Here is a 23830-nt window from a genome sequence, read left to right on the forward strand (position 1 = left end):
AGAAGAGAGGCGAAATCAGCTTAACAATTCCTTTACCATGCCGGCGATGACCTTGCCTTCCGCTTTTCCTGCAAGTCTTTGATTGGCAAGGCCTATGACTTTGCCCATTTCTTTGGCTGATGTGGCTCCTGTTTCTGCTATGATGGCTTGAATTGTTGTTTTCATCTCTTCCACACTCATCTGTGCAGGAAGATACTTTTGTATGACAGCAATTTCTTCTCTTTCTGTCACTGCCAGATCTTCTCTTCCTTGTTTAGTGTAAATATCCAGAGAATCCTGACGTTGTTTGACTAATTTTTGCAGGATTTTGATTTCAGCAGTTTCATCCAGCGCATTGCCGCTACCATCGGTTTTGAACAATAGAATAGCTGCTTTTATAGCACGAACAGAACGAAGGGTAGCCTGATCTTTATTTTTCATGGCTTCTTTGAGGTCATTGGTGATTTTTACTTCAAGGCTCATATTTCTGAATTATTATTATTTATGTTAGACAATTTTATAGTGATATCAACAAAATCACTGACAGAGAGTTGCTCCGGTCGTTGGGTAAAAAATACATCTTCAAGGATATCTGACTGTTTGAATAGTGGTTTCAATGTATTCCGCAACATTTTTCTTCGTCCGTTGAAGGATGTTTTCACGACATTTCTGAAAAGTCTTTCATCACATGGCAACTCATAATTTTCCTTTCTGACCAATCTGATCACACTTGAATTGACCTTCGGTGGAGGGCTGAAGTTGTGTGGTGGTACATCTATTATAGTGACCCCATCATAGTGTGCCTGCACCAATACACTGATGACTCCGTAAGTCTTTGAACCCGGCGGCGCAACAACTCTGTCAGCTACCTCCTTCTGAAACATACCTACCATCTCGGGTACCAACTCCCTCGAATTGATCATTTTTATCAAAATCTGCGAAGATATATTGTAGGGGTAATTGCCTATTAAAAACAACTCCTGATGGTCAAATACTTTGGAAAGATTGAGCTTAAGAAAATCCAGAAAGATGATGTCGTCTTCATGTACAATTTTATTTTTTATCAGGTATGAAACCATATCCTGATCGGCTTCCACTACTTTAAGATGGAACCCCTTTTTACTTAAATATTTGGTCAGGACGCCTTTCCCCGGACCAATTTCCAGTACATTAGCATTTGCAGTGACCTTAGTGAAGCCTTCTGTTATTTGTTCAGCTATATGCTCGTTGACCAGAAAATGTTGTCCAAATGACTTTTTAGCTTTCATTGGTTGAATTCAAAACCCAAAGGTATCTATTTTCCCGGTAAATGATGTCGCAATCCTTTGTAAGACTTCAAAACAGCCTTTGCACTGCCTACAGATAGCGGAGATTCGATGAGTACAGGAAGTTTGTTTCCGTCATTGGTCACCCAAATATTCATACGGTTACCATCTTTAAATACATTGCCTGTGACCAGATCAGGTACGACTTTTATAGTATTAAATGTACCTAATCCTTTTACATGAAAATTGTCATAAACTCCGTCATAGCGTACTTTTATCGGATAGATCGTTTCGTCAAAAAGTATCTTTGTCGGGATGAAGTCCCCTGGATGATACCGTGAGATATCAATATTGCGTAAAAAATACAAGACAGAAAGTAAATCGTGTGTACAATCATGAAGGGTGATACTTTTTCTGACTGCTGTAGCACGTGTCGGTCCATTAAAACTTACTCCTTTCCTTTTGATCTGATCAAAAACCAAACTGTCAAATCTCCTGTAATTTCCTTCTTCCACGATACGGGTAAACCGACGGGGATACATGGTCTTTTTGTCTATTTCACTATGAAAATAATCACGTACCTTAAAAAAAGGGTCATAGCTTTTATATGTTTTTCCTTTGACAGTTATTTCAAAAGAATCATCCGTTTCTGTAAATAAAAACTCAGCTTCACCAGCCGGAATCCATATAAATTTCCAGTTGTAATAAGCTTTAAATACCAGTTTTTCTCCGGCAGCAATGGCTGAATTGTGGATATAACAGTGATCAGATGGCTGATGAACATGATCAATGGTATTAAAATCAGGTTTTAATGCCATTGATAAAAGTACTATCCATGTGGTTAAAAGCATTTTTATCTGTCTTTTTACTTGTTTTTATATCTTCAAAATTCACTAGGCATTGGAGTGATGGAATTGATCTGTTACCTAAATATTAAATTTACAATACATTATGATTAATATTTTCGAGAATATTTTCTGTTCACTATAAGATAAGTTCTATTAACAGCTCCCGGGTACCATAGTTTAAAAATAATTTGTCATCTTACCTATTCATTGAAAAACAAAATATTTTTGTCCAATGTACCCATCAATTTTTATCTTGTGCCGAATAACACTGGCAATAAATTTCATCATTTCAGCACATGGGTATCTTAACAAAGTTTTCTTATTATAAAGACGTGATTTTATACTCATTGAGTCTGGCTATTTTGTTATTTATTCTAAGGTGGCTGGAGATAAGATTTATTATTATAGACCATGCTTTGGAAATCTATGTGGGTGCTATAGCTCTGATCTTTACAGGCTTGGGAATTTGGCTTTCATTTAAATTGATAAATCGTAATACTGAAACCAGAATAGTTGAAAAAACGGTTTATTTGGAGAATGAACCCAATTTAATGCTCAATCAGGAAGAGATAGAAAAAACCGGATTGAGTAAAAGAGAACTGGAAGTGCTGCAACTGATGGCTGAAGGGTTGAGTAATGAAGAAGTAGCTGAAAGATTATACGTCTCATTGAATACTATCAAAACGCATACTTCGCGGGTGTTTGAAAAATTGGATGTAAAAAGGAGAACACAAGCTATTGAAAAAGCAAAAAGACTTCGCGTGATACAGTAGATTTTATCATTCTAAAGGGTGAATATCTGTCAAAAAACCAAAATCACACAAAAGTATGACCGCCGATAAAGTCGAATTATTCAATTTTGCGACATTAATTCACCAATTAAATAAATATTAGAATGAAAAAGTTAGTACTTACTTATGGAATCATCGCAGGATTGGTGGTGGCATTAATGTTGATCATCACCACCACAATATATCATCAATCCGGCAATATAGAAGGAGGAGCCATTTATGGATATGCCAGCATGTTATTGGCGTTTTCTTTGATATTTTTTGGAATTAAAAAATACAGAGACCAAAACAGTGAAGGCAAAATTACTTTTGGAACGGCTTTTAAGATGGGTTTTCTAATTACCCTGATAGCCCCCACGATTTATGTGATCACATGGCTCATCGATTATTATTATTTTATGCCCGACTTTATGGAAAAATATGCAGAACAAACCATCACAAAACTGAAGAACGAAGGTGCCGCTCAGGAAATCATCGATACAACGACTAGAGATATGGCCAGTTTTGCAGAGATGTATAAAAACCCTTTTTTCAATGCGATGATTACTTTTGCTGAAATCCTTCCTGTTGGATTAATTGTTACTTTGATTAGTGCCGCGATATTAAAAAGAAAATAATCAAAACACAAATGTAATAGTATAAAACAAATTTAAATGACACCAAAATATTTTATTATATGAAATCGCTTGGCACGACAGTCAATGAAATTCTGACAAACCTCCCTCCGGACAGGGTAGAACCATTTAACAAATTACATGATGTTATATTAAATAATCTCCCAAAAGGTTTTGAACCAACAATAAGTTATGGTGCCTTAAGTTATGTTGTTCCACATTCCATATATCCTGCAGGTTATCATTGTAAACCAACTGAACCTCTTCCTTTTGCAGCGATAGCTTCTCAAAAGCATACAATAAACTTTTATCATATGGGTATTTATGCTGATGATGCCTTGCTGCAATGGTTTATATCTGAATATCCGAAGCACACCAAGCAGAAATTAGATATGGGTAAAAGTTGTATCAGATTCAAAAAATTTGACGAAATACCCTATGAACTCATAGGCGAATTAATGAAAAGATTGAGTGTCAATGAGTGGATCAATATTTATGAAACAAAATTAAAGAAGTAAACTATGAAAAAATATTTGATACCTAAATTAATCGGACTGGCAATATTGACGATGATAATCCTGGTCAGTATTTCCATTCTTGAAGTAGCAGTTTATTCTCATCTCATAAACCCAGGCCAGGAAATAACTGTTTATGAAACCCACGCAAGTCAGTCTGCGCCGTATGTTTCAGGTATATTTGGTTTTATTATTTTCTTTTTAGTCGCCAGGTTTTGGAATCAAAAGAAGTACGATAATATTGCTAGTTTAGTTTTCCTTTTCCCATTAACATATGTTTTGATAGACATCATAGTTTTAGTACTGGCAGATGTTAAATGGGCTGACTTTTTAGTAATTTTCTTAATAGCAAACAGTGCTAAATTTCTTGGCTGTTTTTTGGGTTATAAGCTTACAAAATGATAGCAAACTGTGTTGTGATTTAAAAACATGCACATAAATCACTTCATAGAGATCTTCGATCTTGTTAAAAAATCATCGAATTCACGGAAATTTGAAGGTCGATTAATTATAAAAATTCAGATTAAAATTTGTTTATTATGAGGCACTAATAAATTTTATCAACCATAAAATTTGGTATCTTATATCAAATAATATACTAATAATATCCAATAATCCCTACCTTCGCATGTACTAACCCAGCTCAATATGAAACTTAAAAATTATGCTGCCGGAAGGTGGATGGAAGGAGAAGGTACAGGCCAATTGTTAGTGGATGCCAGTACCGGACAAGAAGTTGCCATCGCTACAAGTAAGGGATTGGATTTCGCTCACATGCTCGATTATGGCCGGAAAACGGGCAATAAAAACCTGCGCAAACTGACGTTCCAGGAACGAGGGAGAATGATAAAGTCTCTGGCAATGTATCTCATGGAGCGAAAAGAAAAATATTATGACGTCAGTTACAAAACAGGGGCAACCAGATCAGACTCCTGGATAGATATCGAAGGAGGGATAGGCAATCTGTTTGCATATGCCAGTCTCAGGAAAAAATTACCTGATCTGCCATATTTTGCCGAAGGAGAGCCCATCGGTCTCAGCAAAGGAGGTACATTTATGGGGCATCATATCCTGGTACCCAAAGAAGGTGTTGCGGTACATATTAATGCCTTCAATTTTCCGGTTTGGGGTATGCTTGAAAAATGTGCAGTCAACTGGCTTGCAGGTGTTCCTGCCATCGTCAAACCAGCCACACTGACCAGTTATCTTACTGAGGCAGTAGCAAAAGATATCATAGATTCAGGTATTTTACCCGCAGGAGCCCTTCAACTCATTTGTGGTAGTGCCGGCGACCTCCTGGACCATGTCAACTACCAGGATGTGGTCACTTTTACTGGTTCAGCATCTACCGGATTGAAATTAAAATCACATCCTAATATTCTGAGAGAATCAGTGCCCTTCAACATGGAAGCTGACTCACTGAATAGTATCATTTTGGGCCGTGATGCTGCCCCGGGCACTCCTGAGTTCGACTTATTTGTAAAAGAAGTCCGCAAAGAAATGACCGTAAAATGCGGGCAAAAATGTACTGCTGTACGAAGGATTATTGTCCCTGCTGACTATATGGATGATTTGCAAATCGCAATTGGAAAAGCATTGACGGGAATTGCTATCGGTGATCCTCGGACAGAAGGTGTACGTATGGGTGCGCTGGCAGGCCAGGATCAGGTCACAGAAGTCAAAGATAAGCTGAAAGAACTTATGTCTGATTCTCAGTTGGTGTATGGCGATCCTGAAGGATTTGAAGTCACGCATGGTTCGAAAGAAAAAGGAGCTTACATGGCTCCTGTTTTGTTGAGAAATGACCGACCTTTTGAACAAACATCCACGCATGAAATTGAAGCTTTTGGCCCTGTTTCTACCTTGATGCCTTATCAGGATATGGATGAAGCGGTGGAACTTGCAAGGAAAGGTAAAGGATCATTGTGTAGCTCTATCGTAACGTTTGATGATAATATTGCTCGTGAATATGTAGTCAATGCGGCCACCCATCACGGGAGAATCCTTGTACTAAATCGGGAATCTGCCAAAGAAAGCACCGGTCATGGATCACCGATGCCTTTGCTTGTACATGGTGGACCGGGACGTGCCGGTGGTGGCGAGGAGATGGGAGGATTGCGCGGGGTCAAACACTACATGCAACGATGTGCCATCCAGGGTACTCCTTCGAGTATTACAACTGTAACTTGCCAGTATCAGTACGGTGCCAGGTACATTGAGGACAACAAACACCCATTTAAAAAATATTTTGAAGAGCTGGAAATCGGCGAAACGCTCATCACGCACAAACGTACAGTGACAGATGCAGATATCGTCAATTTTGCCAATGTGTCGTGGGATCATTTCTATGCCCATACAGATGCTACCGCCCTGGAAGGGACACCCTTCAAAGAGCGAGTGGCACATGGTTATTTTGTATTGTCGGCAGCAGCTGGCTTATTTGTAGATGCCGCCAAAGGACAGGTCATGCTCAATTATGGTCTCGAAGAGTGCCGTTTTACCAAACCTGTATATGCCGGTATGACCATCGGTGTGCGTCTGACAGTCAAAGAAAAAGTAGCTCAGGAAAAAAGGGAAGATGAGGACTATACCAAAGGTATTGTCAAATGGCTCGTCGATGTATATGATGAAACCGGAGAGACGGTGGCAATTGCCACTATATTGACAATGGTCAAATTGAAGACTTAATAAAAAAATGATGTATATTTGTCCTAAAAAGTAGCCATGTCGCATTCCCTTAGGGTCTTACCGAATTATACTTATCAGGATTACCTTCGCTGGGAAGGCAGGTGGGAAATTATTGATGGCATAGCATTTGATATGAGCCCAATGCCAAGTCCTGTCCATCAAAGAATAGCATCCAGACTCAACACAGTTTTGCAGAATAGCATAGATAAAACCTCATGCTATTGTCATGTTTACCAGCCCATCGATCTCAAAATTTCAGAAAATACAGTTGTAAACCCAGACCTGCTTATCATATGTGAAGATGTTACCACACAATATTATGATAAGCCACCTAGTCTGGTTATAGAAATCATTTCGCCTGTTTCTCGTCTCAAAGATACATATACAAAATTTGAATTGTATCAAGGTTTTGGAATTAAATACTATATAATTGTTGATGCGGAAGACAAGAGTATAAAGACATTTCAACTTATATCCGGAGCATATGTACAAATATCCGCAAGATCCAAATTAGAAATCGAACTCAAAGATGGATGTGTCATTAAGCCCAATTTTGAAGATATTTTTACCTAAAAATGTAAGTCTTCTTTGGATGATACACCGATTCAGAATACAATAACTAATTTTATGTCAGAAGGCCATATCACCTCCACTTACAAAGATCACATCACTACCATAGAGTTTTATCACCCTGCTCAAAATTCCATGCCGGGTTATCTCCTTGCTGATCTGGTCAACCATATCCATCAGGCAGGTGCTGATGAAAGAACTTTTATTATTGCACTCAAAAGCAGTGGGGATCGTACCTTCTGTGCCGGTGCCAGTTTTACGGAGTTAGCTGCCATTGAAAGTTTTGAATCTGGTAAGACCTTTTTTATGGGATTTGCAAGTGTGATCAATGCGATCAGAAAATGCCCCAAAATAGTGATCGGGCGTGTACATGGTAAAGCTGTGGGCGGTGGTGTAGGCCTAGCTGCTGCTTGCGACTACTGCATGGCTAGCAAATATGCCTCTGTCAGACTTTCCGAATTGGCAGTTGGCATCGGTCCTTTTGTGATCGGCCCCGCTGTAGAACGAAAAATTGGACTTTCAGCTTTCAGCCATCTCGCTATCAATGCAGATGAATGGCAGACGGCAGAATGGGCCAAACAGAAAGGACTGTTTACGGAAGCTTTTGAGTCTGTCGAACAATTGGATGCATACTTAGATCATTTTACTGAAAGTCTGATAACCAAAAGTCCGGAAGCACTCTCAGCACTTAAGAAGATTTTTTGGGAAGGTACAGAACATTGGGATACACTCCTGGAACAAAGGGCTGAGATCAGTGGGAAGCTGATCCTCACGGAGATGGCCAGAAATGCGATCAGTAAATTTTTGAAAAATGTGTGATACATGTCAAAAAAAACAGTTATAATATTGAAATCTGATGCTCATAGCCTAAAAGTCATAGCTTAAATTTAAGTTATTAATGCACCTTGCCTTGGAATATATAACAAAAGTTATATTCATTTTATGTTTTTTTCAATTATTTTTGCTTTGAATTTCAATACATATAATCTTTTAATTAACACCTTATGAGAGTATTTTACATTTCTTTTTTTCTTTTTTGCTGTCTTAGTGTTTTAAAAAGTCAAACATTTAGTTTGACATCAGGTGGAGGAGGAAGTGTTACTGCAAGCTTTAGTGGCAACCCCTCATGTGTGTATTCCGTTACTTTCTCATGCCCTACATGTACACCTACTACTTTATCATGTACAGGTGTATCAAATGCAACTTCTTGTACTGTAAGTTTTATATCATTGGGGTCAGGGAGTAATTCTATTTCTGCAGCATTTACAAGAACTGCTGGGTCTAATGTTCAATGTCCTGCTACTGGGTCTGCAGGGCCAATAACTGTGTTGCCTATAGAATTAAAAAGTTTCGAAATAAAAAATAATGCGAATGCCGTAAATATGCTTTGGGTTACCGCATCTGAAACCAACAATGATTTTTTCACCCTTCAGAGATCAGCAGATGCAGTGCATTTTGAAAATATTGCCATTATTGAGGGAGCTGGAAATAGCAGCACAGAAATTTATTATAGTTTTACTGATGTTTCTCCATTGAGAGGTACCAACTATTATCGGATCAAACAGACAGATTTTGACGGAAAATTTTCATACTCTGATGTAAGATCAGTCAGTATGGTAACTGCAGAAAAATCACAATTAAACACCTTTATAACAGACAATATTCTGGTGGTCAATACGCCCCTTGAAGACTATGATGTGATTATTTACAACAGCTGGGGCACAGAGGTAAAAAGATACCATAATTTGCAAAATTACAGCACTATAGATGTACAGGATTTGAAATCAGGTGCACTCATCATACGTATCTCCTATGATGGTGGGTCAGAGACACATCGGGTTGTGAAGTTGTAAACCACTTTGAAGGTTTTGTTGTGGCGGTACCCAAGGGTTGCATTAATTCTGCTTTGTCAAATTTTACGGACTTTCCGATTGATTGGCAAACTTAAATAGTTGTGCCCCTAATTTAACGTGAATTCGGGTTAAAATTCATGCAATAATTGCAATAAAGACTTTTTCTAAAAACTCAATATGATACCATCACCACCTGCTTCTTAATGACACATTTTTACAGGCTAAGGCACATTGTATGTCCTTTGATTGTGCAGAAAAAAATAACCTAAACCTCCTTCTATATTGGTAAAAATATCCGATGGTGTAGCAAAAGGATTGTCTCTGCTTTCAAAATGAACATTGGCGGTTTTACTGTATTTAAAGTATGACTCAGAGACATTTCTCCATCTGAGTTGAATATTGCCTATGGCTTGCTGCTCTGTTATCCTGTAAAACTGAAAACTCATGGTTTTGTCCTGTCCTTCAAATGCCTGATCACCGAATAAAACTCCGCTGTTTCTTACCGACTCGACTGATCCGGGTTCGTTCACAGATGTGTATGTGCTTCTGAATGGTTGATCTTTTGCATATCTTGTCAGTACCAAAACTTCATAAAAATCTTTGCCTGAAAGATCAGTAAAGCTCACATCTACCTTGCTACGCATGTCGCCATCAGGTGTGATACCTCCGTTTTCCACAAACTTCAGTGTTTTTAATTGGAGCAAAGCAGGTACTGTCTGAGTTGCAAAGATGGGTTTAAATCCCGCATGAGAAGCTTGTATATCGCATTTTTGTCCGGCTTTGAGTGGCCCGTTCAATTTTATGATAAATAGTCCTTTGTTATAAGTTTTGTTGGTTTGTTCGATGCTATTTACATAAAAGGTAAGTTGCGGATTGACTACCATAGTATCTTTTTTATCATCCAGAATACCGAAATTTTCAGTAATCTTTATCTGGATGGTGGAATCACCTGCTTTTGCTTCTGCTATGATGACTAATTTTTTCTCAAATGGAGGTGGGTCGAGTGTAAGGGTTGTTTCAAAAAAATCGGTACATGATGACAATAATACCATCATAAAAGTACACACCAGGAAATGTTTATGTTGTGATTTCATTTTTATCTTTGCTTTATTAAAAATCAAAGGACCAGTTGATATAAGGTATCAAAGGAAACAATGTAATTTGTTTGAGTTTAGTGGATTTCACATTATTTTCGTCATATGATGTGTCAAAATATACAAAAAACGGATTGTTATTGGCATAGGTATTATATGCTCCGACAGACCATGTTCTTGTATATTTGGCTTTCTTTTTTACAAAATTGATACCCACATCCAGCCTGTGGTATGGACGCATACGGTAACTGTTGCGTGGTCCGAAGGTTTCTACATTCCCTGCAGGCGAGCCATATGACGAATTGGTCAATGTCACACCGTTTCCGGTGCCAAATACCCAAGTCGCAGCAAGGTTGATTTTTTTGCTCAGGTCATACATACCCACGAGTGAAATATCATGTCTGCGGTCATACCTGAATGGAAATTTTTTACCGTCATTGATCTCATCAAACTGACGATTGGACCACGACAATGTGTAGCCTATCCAACCACTAAATCGGCCCTCTTTTTTCTGCAAAAACAACTCCAATCCATAAGAGTCACCATTGCCCTGGGTCACTCTGTCCTGCCAGTCAGAAAGGTCAAAAAGCCCCTCACCATCTTTGTATGCAATCAGATTTTTCATCTTTTTGTAGTAACCTTCCAGACTGACTTCATAATTTTTAAATGTTTTGGCAAAACCGGCAGCGACCTGCCATGAGTCCTGTGGCTTGATCCTCGCTGTCGTAGGTAGCCACAAGTCTGTGGGTAAGCCTATACCTTCAAATGCCAGTAAATTGATATACTGTCTCATAGTAGCAAAAGAAGCCTTAAATCCGATATCGCCCGGAATCACCTGATTGAAACTTATTCTGGGTTGCAGTGAGGTATATACTTTGTCCTGAACAGCAAATCCTGAAAAATGCAATCCTGCATTCACCTTTGTATTTTTTGTCAATGTGATATCATCTTCCACATAAGATGCAAATTCTGTAGCAAAAACTTCCTTTTGTCCGATTTCTGTATTGAAGTTTAGATTATCTCTTGTATTCTTTTGGTTCAATGTAAATAGTCCCGGATCAAACTGATGATAGATGACATTTGCCCCTGTTTTAATATAATGTTTGGTGGAAGGTATATAATCAAAATCTATTTTAAATGCAAGATCCCGGATACCTGACAAATACTTAATGCCTATCTCGTCTATATCAGAAGAAGAAGGAAATTCTGTACCGGACAATACTCGTGTGTCAAGCTTGTACTGACTATAAGTTAGGGTTGTATTAGCAAATATTTTATTGGAAATCTCTCTGTTCCACCTTAATGCCGATGTGATATTGCCCCATCCCAGACCAGTGTCTGAATAATTTTTTGCTGTTCCTGATTTGTCTTTCTGATCAAAATAAAACTTATCCCTTCCTGTGTAGACACTCAGATACAATCGGTCTCTGTCTGATAGTCTGTGATTGATTTTTCCGTTCAGGTCATAAAAGTAATACCCTACCGAGCCGTCTGTATCATCATCTGCAAATCCTTGTCTGATGATAGGCTGTGCCAATACATCGATATAAGTCCGTCTGCCAGAGATCAAAAAAGAAGTTTTGCCTTTGTTGATAGGCCCTTCGAGTGTAAACTTCGACGCCACCAGTCCTATAGAAGCATTTCCATGAAACTCCTTATTGTTGCCTTCTTTCATATTGATATCCAACACTGAAGAAAGGCGGCCTCCATATCTTGCCGGAAATCCTCCTTTGATTAATTTTACATCTTTGATCGCATCTGAATTGAATACGGAGAAAAATCCAAACAGATGTGATGCGTTGTATACCGGCACGCCATCAAGCAAAATCAAATTCTGATCAGGGCTACCTCCTCGTACATAAAACCCGCTTTGACCTTCTCCTCCCGACTGTACCCCTGGTAGCAGCTGCAATACTCTCAGTAAATCTACTTCGCCCAATAAAGCCGGTACTTTTTTAATTTGTTTTATGGGAATCTCTGCCACACTCATCTGTGTTTCACGCTCAATTTTCTTTTCTTTGCTGGCGATGATTTCTACGGTTTCCAGCTGGACTTCAGCTTTCAGACTTACATCAATCTTTATGTCTTTGATGACATCGATGGTCCTATTTTCATTATTGTACCCAATGTATGAAAATACAAGATCCAGGTTTGGTGAAACAGGTACAGTAATAGAATAAAACCCGTATGTGTTGGTTACAGTTCCGATAGCAAGAGAAGGTATAAATATATTGGCACCGATGAGTTTTTCTCCGGTGGCTGCATCTTCGACATATCCGCTGATGACTTTATTTTGAGCAGTTGATAGGGTAGTGTAGCCTGAAACAAAAATGGTAATTACCAGGATATATAACTTCATGTGTATTTCTTTACTTACTCCTTAACGGGCATAAAGGCATACATGTTGCTTTTAGAAACAACAAATTAAGATAAGTTTAACGCATCACTTATCATTCATAAAGCTACACTATTTATTGACAGTTGCCAATAATGTAACAATAAATACCAAACTTATAAATGTGTTAAAATGTAAAATTATTCTATAGGCGTTATTATTTAAATGATTAATGCGTAAACACGTCCTGATACAAAATAGGCCGTGCATACTCTTCGTTAAATGCACATTTGATCACATCAAACGCTGTCACAATCCCCTTCAGTTCATTGTCTACATTTACTACAGGTATCATTTTGAATCTCTTGTCAGCAAATAATTCTGCTGCTGTACCTACTTTGTCTTTAGGGGTGATTCTGACAACTTTTGATGTCATCACGTCTTTGACTTTTAGGTCGTTTTCAAGATTGAACCTGGAGATTTTCAACACATCTGAAGAGGTGATCAAGCCTACTAATTTTCCGTGATCCACTACCGGTAACTGTTGGAATTCTGATTCCAAAAAGAATTGAGAAAGATCATCAATTGACTGATTTGGGTGAGCAGTCACCGGATCTTTCGTCATAATCGAACGTACTTCTAAGTTCATCATAACAATATCGATTTATGGCTGTTAAAAAATAAAGTCTATCAAGGACGAATATACAAAAAGTATTCTGAAAATCAAAACTTTATGTAAAAAAATTTATCTTCGGATGAAGATACAGAACATTTTATTTCTTCCGCGAGACCTTTTATTCATTTTCATCAAACAAAATACTCAGTTATTGACTCTTAGATAATCTATCAGCCCTGATAGAATTTTTTGGGCCATTTGCTGTCTGAACTCAGGGTCAGCCAGTTTTTCTTCATCTTCTGCATGAGACATAAAGGCCTGCTCAACAAGAACAGAAGGCATCTGTGAAGCTCGCGTCACAGTGTAATTAAAAGATCCGACCACTCCAAATTCCTTCAGGTCAAGTTCGAGCAACCTGTCATAAATGCTCCCTGCCAACGGAGCCCAGAAAGGATTGTGCCAATAAGTACTCGTCCCTGCAACGGATAAATAACCTCGACCACCGGCATTGGCGTGGATGCTTATCAGCAGATCGGCATCAGATTCTATTGCAATATCCCTTTTGGTCAAAAGACTCATGTCCTTATCGGAGTCACGAACCTGCACAACATTGGCTCCCAAGGATCTGCATAATTCTCCAAGCCTTAATGATAAATCAAGATTGATATCTTTTTCAAGCAATCCTGATAATCCCACAGCGCCGGTATTGGAACCACCATGTCCGGCTTCAATAGCTATCTTTAAGCCAGTAAGAGGACTTTTATTTGTAAGGTCAAAAGCAGGAGGATATTTAACCTTTAATAAAAGCCTTTTACCGTCCGGTTTGATATCATAACCCCAAATATTCGAAGTGTTGAGATGTACAAATATTTTATATGTATCCGGTGTCGTCTGTTGCCAGGTTACCCTTTCAATGATTTTTCTTTTATTCATGTGTGTTATCCAGGTGCTGGCGGTCTGAACACCATACAGGGTAACCACAATCCTATTCTGATCAGGTTCGGGAAATATCTCATATGGTACACTCTCCGGATACGGAATGCTCAATACATCAGCATCTGAAGATGGTCCGCAAGACATGGTGGTAATAACATATGAAGGGGTAACTGTTTCTTCCGGCAACAACTCTACATCATCTTTATGTATAAATCCACTTTCTATGCTGCTTAACTTTATTCTGTAATAATCACCTGACCTTCCGCTGGTCTTAAGTATAACTCCGAGGTTTAGCTCTGATCTTATCGGTCCACCTAATCTTGGCGCAGCCAGATTGTATGTCAGGCGTGAGTGTGGGTTTTTTACTTTAACTACGGGAAATTCTTCTATTTGCTTAACTTTAAATGTGGTTGAAAAATCTACCTGACTTTTTTCAGTGCCATTAGATGTTGAAATTTGTGGCAGTAAAGTATATGTTTTTCCTGTTTTTAAGCTACTCAAATAAAGGTTTGCCTTATAAAGTGAGTAATCGTCAAAATCTTCACGCGAACATTTAATTCTTATTTTACCTGGCATTACGTTTACATATCCATGCTGACCTTTTGACCCCTGAAAACTTACTCTCACCATATCATCTGAAAGTAACTCCATCACTGAAGCCGGTTCAAAACTCTTCTGATCTATCCAAAGCGGAAACACAGGTCTTGTTTTTGGATTTTTGGAGTAAATAAACTCCCGTTCATAAAAAACAGACAAAGAATCCTCATCCATGACTGTAGCCCTTATGCGGTTTGGTCCTTCATTCAGTGTAATTTTCTTGAAGAATATCCCGGTTTTATATTGCTTTACCGGGTCCCCGTTGATCCATACTTTTGCGGGGTAATTCGTTTTGCATAATAATTCAAATTCAGGGAGATCGGTAATTTCCCTCGGCATTTTTCGGAATTCAACCCAGGGAGATTTTCTTGATGTCTTGCCTTTAGTATCAACAGTATAATGGTATGGAACCATCCAGTCTGATGTTAAAATTTTTAAAGACACTGACTCTGCAGTTAAATTTAAAGTGTCTTTTTTTGTTGTAATGAAATGGATACATCCTTCAGTATCAGTGGTCATCGATTTATTACCTGGACGAAGTTTTATTTTTCTGCCACCGGGATTTGCCGGAAAAAAAGGAGACATGTCAATTCTGAACACCTGTTCAGGCTTAATTTTTTTAAGAGATTTCCTGAGGTTTGCCACACCTTCATTCCTATTGTTGTGATTTCTTTCAATGATACTATCAGGAACCATCAGGTCAATTACACCGTCTATCAAAAATTGATTAGCCCTTTTATATTCATCCTCATTTGTCCAAATTACAAAATTTACAAGATATGGCTTCAGCAACATGGTTTCAACAGTCATGGTTTCAATCAGATCCTGAGAATGACCGGAAATTTTGATTCCAAGGCCATCAATAGCATAATTAGTAACGAGGTGCTGAACTTCTTTTTTAAGATCGGTCCTCAATTTATCAGCGGAAGCCGCGATGTCAGTTTCTGAAGAAAATGACATGTCAACAACAACATAGATTTTTTGCTTTTTGGAGTGTGCGCTATCGACAATGTCTTTTAATTCAGCATAACCTTTGTCCGTATAGAAAAAAACTGTGTTTTGTACATTATCTTTTCTGTCAGACGTATCCAGGATTTTCTGTTGGGTTTTGCATCCTGTAAAAATTATTGTCAGGATAATTAGAGCCGTCCTTAATTGGAGCAATATTTTTGTATTTCTCATCTATATAGGAGATATTTCTGCCTGATTTTTATGAAATCACTTACCTGTTCCTGACAAGTTTTTACAATTTCTTCAACAGTCGCACCTGGTTTTTCCAATCTTTTGATAATAGCCGGCGGAGACCAAACAAGAGAGTCCGGATTTGTCTTGCGATATGCATCAAAAGTGTGGACAGCCGCTTCAACAGATCTGAAAACTGCCGGGTCGGTCACCAAAACCTCTACGCCATGACTCATTTTTTGCCATGGTTTATTTCGCGGATTGCTTTTTGCATGATAATCGGGTATAAAATGGACAGGGCGGAAATGTACGCCTTTGATACCTCTCGTATTGAGATCGTTTGCTGCTTTTTCGGCATCAATCCATGTGGCACCTGTCATTAAAAAAGGTTTTGTAGTACCTCTCCCTTCGGAAATATTGGTCCTTTCAAACAAACATTGTCCGGGATAGACAATAGCCGTTTCAAGCGTTCCCATATTGGGTGACGGCATTACCCATAAAAGTCCGGTTTCATTCCATAACATATTTCTCCTCCACCCTTTCATCTTGATGACAGTAAGGTCAGCACCATATCCTTCCGTTTCGTTCCACATGGTGGCCAATTCTCCATAGGTCATTCCGTGCCTGAGTGGAAGAGGATGACGGAATATACTTACCGTATCATGTAGCGGACCTTCCACTACGCTGCCTCCCAACGGGTTTGGTCTGTCAAGTACGATAAATGGAATTCCTGCAGCGGCACATGCCTGCATGGCAAATGACATGGAATACTTATAAGTGTACCAGGCTGATCCTACACCCTGAATATCAAATATAAGAACGTCAAGGCCTTTTAACCATTCTTTTTTAGGCGCAAACGAATGTCCATACATGCTATATACTGGTATGCCCGTGATAGGATCTACTGCGCCATCTTCAAAAGTCCTGCCTTGAGTAGCACCTCTTACTCCATGTTCAGCTCCAAACAAAGCCACAAGGTTTACGCCTTCAGTACCGGCGAGGATATCTATACTACTTCTTAAATCAGCACCGACAGCTGATGGATTGGTGATAAGGCCGACCTTTTTACCCTTTATCAAATCGATATGCTCCGTTACAAGGATGTCAATTCCAGAGGTAACGGTTGGTTTCTGCAGCACTGATTTGGTTTTGTTTGTACTATATTTTGCTAAAATTTCAGAGAGGGAAGGTGCATCGGTCAATGAAATGCCTGACACCTTTCTTGATGTCAAAGCACTTTCATTTCCGAAACGGTCAACGACGGAAACGGCAATGCTATCCAAAGGAATAAGGATATCTTCTATTTTGTTTATAGCTTTTGGGTCCCTGCGGCTCAAAAGGGGCTGATTCACAATAAATGCTGAAACACTATCCGTTTTAATACTGCTTCCCAGAATATTATAGCTCCATTGCGCACCATGTTTGTAGTAAAATACCCAGCGGGCTATATCATCAGGATTGGAATGGAACCAATTTACCTGAATTTGGCCGGTATGCTTTTTAACATTCAAATCCGGAGGTGCCGGTGATTTTTTGTCCAGCCATGGAGATGGCGGAATAAGCGCTTTTCTTTTGTAAGGTCCATCAAGCAAAGCTTTTGCCAGAGTCGGATTGGATGCTATAGGTCCAATACTCCAGTGAACGACCCCGGGACTGGCGGGCAACATACCGCGTGCTATCATCACCTGGTTAATGTTTTCATCAATCAATTTTGATAATGGTTGTATGCTGAGGCTTATGCCAGGCCATAGATGTCTTCCTTTTTTGTTTTCCTGATTCCACCATCCCAGCAGTACAGGATAACTCTGCGCAACCTGATTTATTGACCAATATAATTGAGGTGTGTAATAATCTATCCATCCTTTGTTAAGCCATTTTCGGGCATCAGCATAAAGTACATTGTGCTGGTCAAAACCGCTGACTGACAATGGATGATTAGGTCGCCAGATCCCAAACGGGCTCAGTCCGAATTTCACATTGGGCTTTTCAGATTTGATACCTTTATAAATTCTTTCCACCAGCAGATTTACGCTTTCTCTTCTCCAGTCACCTCTGGAAAGCTTTCCACCACTTTTTTGATAAGCGCGCCAACTCTCTTCGTCAGGGAAATCCTTATCATTGTTGTAAGAAGGGTATGGGTAGAAATAATCATCAAAATGAATACCATCAAGATCGTATCTGCGTACAAGATCCATCACAACATTGTATGTCTGATCCTGCACAGCTTTTTTGGTAGGTTCCATCCACCAGTAACCCTGCTCGAGCTTAACCACTAGTTCAGGATGCTTTTTTACAATCGAAGCATCAGATACCGGACCTCCAGCAGTATGATGAGCCCTGTATGGGTTCAGCCAGGCATGAAGTTCTATGCCGCGGGCGTGAGCCTCATCGATCCAGAATTTAAGCGGATCATAAAACGGATCCGGAGCTTTGCCCTGGACTCCCGAAAGATAATATGACCATGGCTCTAAATCACTTTGATACAGGGCATCACATTGTGGTCTTACCTGGAAAATAACTGCATTGAAGTTGTTTTTAAAAAGCAGATCAAGGAGATCAACAGCTTCTTTTTTCTGCTGACTGACAGAAAGTCCGGGCTTGCTGGGCCAATTGATATTTGCCACCGTTGCCACCCATGCTGCCCTGAATTCTCTTTCTGCATTGGGCGTTCTGCCGGATGGATCGCCGGTTTCAAGGGGCTTATTTGTTTTGCACTCAGACAAAGCAAAAATCAGAAATGCCGAGAATACATAAAAAGTTATTTTTTTAATCATATTTAAAAGGGTTATCCATGTGAATTATTCATTATATTCCTTATTCGTATCTATGAGTGTCATTTGCCGATAATAAAGATACAAGGTTTTTTATGGTAATGTTCTTTCTCAGCTTTTTTCCAATCGGAAACTTTCATTTGCCTGATATTTTCATCGGGCCCATTGATGTCGCAAGCAATACAAAGCTTTGTCTCAGGACGCAGTGATTGCAAGCAGGTTTCGATTACAAAATCGTTGCGATAAGGTGTTTCCATAAATATCTGCGTTTGGTTTGATTTGTACATTTTTGTTTCTAGCGATTTAAGTTCCTGAATAAGTTCAGGTTTTTTATTGGAAAGGTAACCATTAAAAGCAAAGTTCTGACCACTCATCCCACTGGACATCAATGCCATAAGTATAGATGAAGGCCCGACAAATGGTACAACCCTTACACCGTGTGTATGTGCCCAATCGACTACTTCCGCTCCCGGATCTGCTATACCGGGACAACCTGCATCAGATATCACTCCTATATCTGCACCTTCAAAGACGGCTTTTAAAAAAGTTTCGTTTTCTGATTTAAGGTTTGTAATCTCATGTATATTGAGTTCGGCAATTGGCAAAGGATGATGGATGGTTTTTAAAAAATGTCTGGCTGTTTTTGCCCGCTCAACAATAAAGTATTTTGTTTGGTGCAGAAAGTTTATGGCCTCAGTTGACAGACTTTCGGTTTTTCCTTCTGAAATCGGGCAAGGAAACAAATATATTTTACCTGTTTTGATCATTTTCAATGCAATGAGTACAATTTGATTTTGTAATTCTGACAAATTAATTTTTGACAAAATAAGTCATTTTATATCTAAAGGCTAAATTTTAAATATACTCTTTTCTATTTATTGATTACTTTCTATTTGTATAACAATTATTGACTACTAAATCACCAATTATAGCCAAATCTTTGTTAAAAAATCGTACCTTTGCAGTCTTTTTTGATGGAAATAATATTTTATACTTCATTTAATTCTGTAGTGATAGAACAAAGGGCATATGGCTAAATATAACGACGACTTAAAACAACTGAATCTTCCTCAGATAGACAATCAAATACGTAAGTTTTGGGAAGAAAATGACATATTCAGAAAGAGTATTGAACAGAAACCTGTTGAAAACAGCTTTGTATTTTATGAAGGACCACCATCTGCCAATGGTAAACCGGGAATACATCACGTCATGGGCCGAACAGTAAAGGATGTATTCTGTCGTTTTCAGACGATGATGGGAAAAAGAGTAGAGCGCAAGGGTGGATGGGATACTCATGGATTGCCTATTGAACTTTCTGTAGAAAAAGAACTGGGCATTACCAAAGAAGATATCGGAACAAAGATCAGTGTTGACGAGTATAATGCCAAATGCCGGGAAACTGTCATGCAGTACAAGGACCTTTGGGATGATATCACCAGAAAAATGGGCTACTGGGTAGACCTGGACGATCCCTATATCACTTTCAATAATGAATATATCGAGTCAGTGTGGTGGCTGCTCGGGCAACTGTACAAGAAAAACCTGCTGTATAAAGGCTATACTATACAACCATATTCGCCGGCAGCAGGTACTGGGCTTAGTTCTCATGAGCTCAATCAACCCGGATGTTATAAGGACGTGACAGATACTACAGTTGTAGCTCAGTTTTTAACGATAGACGAAACGCTTCCTGACAAATTGCGGGAGCACGGCGCTGTGTACATCCTTGCCTGGACAACCACTCCATGGACCTTACCTTCCCATACGGCCCTGACTGTCGGACCTAATATTGATTATGTGCTGATCAAAACATACAACCAATATACCTTCAAACCCATAAATGTTTTGCTTGCCAAAGCATTGGTAGAGAAGCAATTTACCGGCAAATATGAAAAAACTGACTCCATAGACCATCTGCTTTCCTTTGACCAGGCGGATAAAAAAATTCCTTTCAAGATCATTACCGAAGTCAAGGGAGAAGAGCTGGTTGGCATAAAGTATGAACAATTATTACCATACGCACATCCTCATGAAAATGCGCATAATGCCTTCAGAGTTATCTCAGGACATTTTGTTACCACAGAAGATGGTACAGGTGTTGTACACACAGCACCTACATTTGGAGCAGATGATGCCAAGGTAGCCAAGGAAGCCAATCCTGAGGTGCCCCCTATGCTGGTTCTGGATGAAAATGGAAATGCTGTTCCTTTGGTAGATTTGCAGGGAAAATTCAGGGCAGAACTGGATGAGATCGGTGGTAAGTATGTCAAAAATGAATATTATAATGATGGTGAAGCTCCCGAAAGATCAGTGGATGTCGAAATAGCCATCAAACTCAAAGAAGAGAACAAGGCATTCAAGGTAGAAAAGTACGTCCACAATTATCCTCATTGCTGGAGGACAGATAAACCGGTCTTGTATTATCCACTGGACAGCTGGTTTATAAGGTCAACGGCCATGAAAGATAAGATGATTGAGCTTAACAAAACGATCAACTGGAAACCGGCACATACCGGAGAAAAACGTTTTGGAAACTGGCTTGAAAATCTCAATGACTGGAACCTTTCCAGATCAAGGTATTGGGGTATTCCGCTCCCGATATGGCGAACCGATGACACATCTGAAGAAATTTGTATTGACTCTATAGCATCACTGGCTGAGCATATTGCACATGCCAATAATAAACTTGGACTGAAACAATCTGTGCCCAAAGACCTTCACCGGCCATATATTGATGAAATTGTTTTGGTGTCCAAAACCGGAAAACCCATGAAGAGAGAGCTGGACCTGATCGATGTTTGGTTTGACTCAGGGGCCATGCCTTATGCACAATGGCATTATCCGATGGAAAACAAAGATCTTATAGAAAAGGGCATTACTTTTCCTGCTGATTTTATAGCTGAGGGCGTGGATCAGACAAGAGGATGGTTTTTTACTTTGCATGCTATAGCCAGTATGGTGTTTGAAAGTGTGGCTTTCAAAAATGTGGTTTCCAACGGCTTGGTGCTTGATAAAAACGGGGTAAAAATGTCAAAACGTCTGGGTAATGTCATTGACCCTTTTGAGACGATACAGGAATATGGAGCTGATGCCACAAGATGGTATATGATCTCCAATGCTCAGCCCTGGGACAATCTCAAGTTTGACTTAGATGGTATCGATGAGGTCAGGAGAAAATTTTTTGGTACGCTGTTCAATACGTATTCCTTCTTTGCTCTTTATGCCAATATTGATGGATTTATCTATAAAGAAAATAAAATTCCTCTTGAAGAAAGACAGGAAATAGACCGGTGGATCATCTCGCTGCTCAACTCTCTTGTCAAAGAAGTCAGGGCTGAATATGCAGATTACGAACCTACGAATGCTACACGTCCTGTCATGGCTTTTGTGGACGAACATCTGAGCAACTGGTACGTGAGACTCTGTCGCAGGAGATTCTGGAAAGGAGAATATTCTGAAGATAAAATTGCAGCTTACCAGACGCTGTATGAGTGCCTTACTACGATAGCAAAACTTATGGCTCCCGTGGCCCCAATGTTTGCTGATTGGTTGTTTATAAATCTCAACAATGCTTCAGGACTTGAAACTCATGAATCTGTCCACCTGGCGGACTTTCCTGATTATGATCCGATGGCTATTGATAAAGCCTTGGAGCAAAGGATGGATTATGCACAGCGGATTTCTTCCCTGGTCCTGTCCATCAGAAAAAAAGAAGGGCATAGAGTCCGACAGCCACTTACTAAAATTCTTTTGCCGATATTGGACCCAACATTTATTGATCAGGTAGATGCTGTAAAGCCACTCATCCTGTCTGAGGTCAATGTCAAAGAAATAGAATATATCACAGATACCGAAGGTTTTATCACCAAAAAAGCAAAAGCCAATTTCAAAACATTGGGAAAACTGCTCGGAAGACATATGAAAGCCGGAGCACAGATGATAGCGGAATTTGATCAGACGGCAATCTCACATCTTGAAAAAACCAATAGTCACATCCTTGAGATAGACGGAGACAGATTTATGATTAGTACCGATGATGTGGAGATCAGTTTTGATGAGATTCCAGGATGGCAGGTAGCAGTGGACAGAGAAATCACAGTAGCGTTGGATATAACACTGACAGATGATCTGATTGCTGAAGGAATTGCACGTGAGTTGGTCAACAGAATTCAGAATATAAGAAAAGCCAGCAACTTTAATGTAACGGACAGGATTACCATCCATATAGAAGATCATGAACTGATTCAACCTGCCGTGGAAAAATTTGGAGAATACATCAAAAATGAAGTACTGGGAGATGCAATAACACTCAATGGCAATGAATCAGGAGAATCTGTAGAGATTACCGATACCCTGAGTTTGAAAATAGCTGTATCAAAAGTATAACCCTGTCCGGATGCAGCGCGATTACTATTATCAATATTTTCATCTGGAGAGAAATAATTGGTGGTTTCTTGTACGGTTTAAAATCATCAGACAAACCATCAAAAAGTATGTTTATAAAGGCACACCATTAAAAATTTTGAATATCGGTGTTGCTACGGGTGCCGGTTCTGACATGTTATCTGTTTTTGGAAATGTTATATCTTCCGAATACGATGAAGAAACATGTCAATTTCTTAGAGATGAACTTAAAATAGATGTAACACAAGCTTCTGTGACAGCGCTTCCTTTTGCAGATAATACTTTTGATCTCGTCTGTGCTTTTGATGTCATAGAGCATGTAGAAGATGATATTCAGGCATATGCTGAGATGAAAAGAGTCTGTAAAAACGGAGGCCATATTGCTGTAACTGTTCCTGCATTCATGATGATGTGGAGCGGCCACGATGTGATCAACCATCATTTCAGAAGGTACAAAAAAGAAGGCATCCTGAAATTGTTGTCACATCACCATTTAAAAACAAAATATTCCAGCTATTTCAATACTATCCTTTTTTTACCCGTTTTGTTGATAAGGCTAGCAAAGAATGCTCTGGGTAAAAATGAAATACCTCAATCAGATTTTCAAACCAATACCCATCCTTTGATCAATACAACGCTCAAAACTATTTTTTCAGTTGAATTATTCCTGCTTAAGTTGGTAAGCCTTCCTTTTGGAGTTTCCTATTTCAACATTTCAGAAAAGGAAGATTAAATTCTATATCCTGACCAATCTTATATTATATTTTAA

The 23830-nt window shown here is 39.1% G+C and carries 19 protein-coding genes; 10 read left to right on the forward strand and 9 right to left on the reverse strand.

All coding sequences use genetic code 11. The annotated features are described in order from the left end of the window. Positions 1-15: 15 nt before the first annotated feature. The 3 genes from IPK35_01380 to IPK35_01390 are packed head-to-tail and all read right to left on the reverse strand — an operon-like array spanning position 16 to position 2095. Positions 16-462, reverse strand: a complete 447-nt coding sequence (locus tag IPK35_01380; protein ID MBK8051949.1) for a GatB/YqeY domain-containing protein — start codon at positions 460-462, stop codon at positions 16-18. Continuing rightward, on the reverse strand, positions 459-1247 hold the full coding sequence (gene rsmA, locus IPK35_01385) for a ribosomal RNA small subunit methyltransferase A (GenBank protein ID MBK8051950.1): 789 nt from the start codon (positions 1245-1247) through the stop codon (positions 459-461). The genes IPK35_01380 and rsmA overlap by 4 nt, the downstream gene beginning before the upstream one ends. 26 nt (positions 1248-1273) lie before the next feature. Then, positions 1274-2095, reverse strand: a complete 822-nt coding sequence (locus tag IPK35_01390; protein MBK8051951.1) for a DUF3108 domain-containing protein — start codon at positions 2093-2095, stop codon at positions 1274-1276. 293 nt (positions 2096-2388) lie between these two features. Here IPK35_01390 and IPK35_01395 point away from each other — a divergent pair, with 293 nt between their 5' ends. The 8 genes from IPK35_01395 (at position 2389) to IPK35_01430 (ending at position 9123) form a co-directional block, all read left to right on the forward strand. Further along, positions 2389-2865 carry a response regulator transcription factor gene (locus tag IPK35_01395; GenBank protein MBK8051952.1) on the forward strand — a complete coding sequence of 159 codons (477 nt, stop codon included), beginning with the start codon at positions 2389-2391 and terminating at the stop codon, positions 2863-2865. A gap of 122 nt (positions 2866-2987) precedes the next feature. Further along, positions 2988-3500: a DUF4199 domain-containing protein gene (locus tag IPK35_01400; GenBank protein ID MBK8051953.1), complete on the forward strand. Its 513-nt coding sequence runs from the start codon at positions 2988-2990 to the stop codon at positions 3498-3500. Positions 3501-3559: 59 nt separating this feature from the next. Continuing rightward, positions 3560-4015 (forward strand): DUF1801 domain-containing protein, encoded by a 456-nt coding sequence (locus tag IPK35_01405; protein MBK8051954.1) that lies wholly within the window; start codon positions 3560-3562, stop codon positions 4013-4015. A gap of 3 nt (positions 4016-4018) precedes the next feature. Continuing rightward, positions 4019-4414, forward strand: a complete 396-nt coding sequence (locus tag IPK35_01410) for a hypothetical protein (GenBank protein MBK8051955.1) — start codon at positions 4019-4021, stop codon at positions 4412-4414. Between the two features lie 246 nt (positions 4415-4660). Continuing rightward, positions 4661-6700 (forward strand): phenylacetic acid degradation bifunctional protein PaaZ, encoded by a 2040-nt coding sequence (gene paaZ, locus IPK35_01415; protein MBK8051956.1) that lies wholly within the window; start codon positions 4661-4663, stop codon positions 6698-6700. Between the two features lie 36 nt (positions 6701-6736). Next, positions 6737-7273 carry a Uma2 family endonuclease gene (locus IPK35_01420; GenBank protein ID MBK8051957.1) on the forward strand — a complete coding sequence of 179 codons (537 nt, stop codon included), beginning with the start codon at positions 6737-6739 and terminating at the stop codon, positions 7271-7273. Positions 7274-7327: 54 nt separating this feature from the next. Beyond that, the gene (locus IPK35_01425; protein ID MBK8051958.1) at positions 7328-8089 is read left to right on the forward strand and encodes an enoyl-CoA hydratase/isomerase family protein; all 762 of its coding nucleotides are present in this window, start codon (positions 7328-7330) and stop codon (positions 8087-8089) included. 254 nt (positions 8090-8343) lie between these two features. Further along, positions 8344-9123: a T9SS type A sorting domain-containing protein gene (locus tag IPK35_01430; protein ID MBK8051959.1), complete on the forward strand. Its 780-nt coding sequence runs from the start codon at positions 8344-8346 to the stop codon at positions 9121-9123. Positions 9124-9344: 221 nt separating this feature from the next. Here the strand turns inward: IPK35_01430 and IPK35_01435 are convergent, their stop codons facing one another. From IPK35_01435 to IPK35_01460, 6 genes are all read right to left on the reverse strand, one after another. After that, complete coding sequence (locus tag IPK35_01435; GenBank protein MBK8051960.1) at positions 9345-10217, reverse strand: DUF4249 domain-containing protein; 873 nt, start codon at positions 10215-10217, stop codon at positions 9345-9347. Between the two features lie 16 nt (positions 10218-10233). Continuing rightward, the gene (locus tag IPK35_01440; GenBank protein ID MBK8051961.1) at positions 10234-12576 is read right to left on the reverse strand and encodes a TonB-dependent receptor; all 2343 of its coding nucleotides are present in this window, start codon (positions 12574-12576) and stop codon (positions 10234-10236) included. Positions 12577-12781: 205 nt separating this feature from the next. Then, positions 12782-13204 (reverse strand): CBS domain-containing protein, encoded by a 423-nt coding sequence (locus IPK35_01445; protein ID MBK8051962.1) that lies wholly within the window; start codon positions 13202-13204, stop codon positions 12782-12784. A 168-nt stretch (positions 13205-13372) separates the two neighbouring features. Continuing rightward, positions 13373-15883 carry an N-acetylmuramoyl-L-alanine amidase gene (locus IPK35_01450; GenBank protein MBK8051963.1) on the reverse strand — a complete coding sequence of 837 codons (2511 nt, stop codon included), beginning with the start codon at positions 15881-15883 and terminating at the stop codon, positions 13373-13375. Next, positions 15880-18657, reverse strand: coding sequence for a DUF1343 domain-containing protein (locus tag IPK35_01455; protein ID MBK8051964.1), 2778 nt, complete (start codon positions 18655-18657; stop codon positions 15880-15882). Before IPK35_01455 ends, IPK35_01450 begins: the two co-directional genes overlap by 4 nt. Positions 18658-18716: 59 nt before the next feature. Further along, positions 18717-19421 carry an SAM-dependent methyltransferase gene (locus IPK35_01460; protein ID MBK8051965.1) on the reverse strand — a complete coding sequence of 235 codons (705 nt, stop codon included), beginning with the start codon at positions 19419-19421 and terminating at the stop codon, positions 18717-18719. Between the two features lie 262 nt (positions 19422-19683). Here IPK35_01460 and IPK35_01465 point away from each other — a divergent pair, with 262 nt between their 5' ends. Both IPK35_01465 and IPK35_01470 read left to right on the forward strand, forming a co-directional pair. Next, the gene (locus IPK35_01465) at positions 19684-23043 is read left to right on the forward strand and encodes an isoleucine--tRNA ligase (protein MBK8051966.1); all 3360 of its coding nucleotides are present in this window, start codon (positions 19684-19686) and stop codon (positions 23041-23043) included. A gap of 10 nt (positions 23044-23053) precedes the next feature. After that, a complete protein-coding gene (locus tag IPK35_01470; GenBank protein MBK8051967.1) occupies positions 23054-23794 on the forward strand; it encodes a class I SAM-dependent methyltransferase in 741 nt (246 codons plus the stop codon). The last annotated feature ends 36 nt before the right edge of the window (positions 23795-23830 follow it).

The sequence above is a fragment of the Saprospiraceae bacterium genome (assembly GCA_016713025.1).
Taxonomy (GTDB): Bacteria; Bacteroidota; Bacteroidia; order Chitinophagales; family Saprospiraceae; genus OLB9.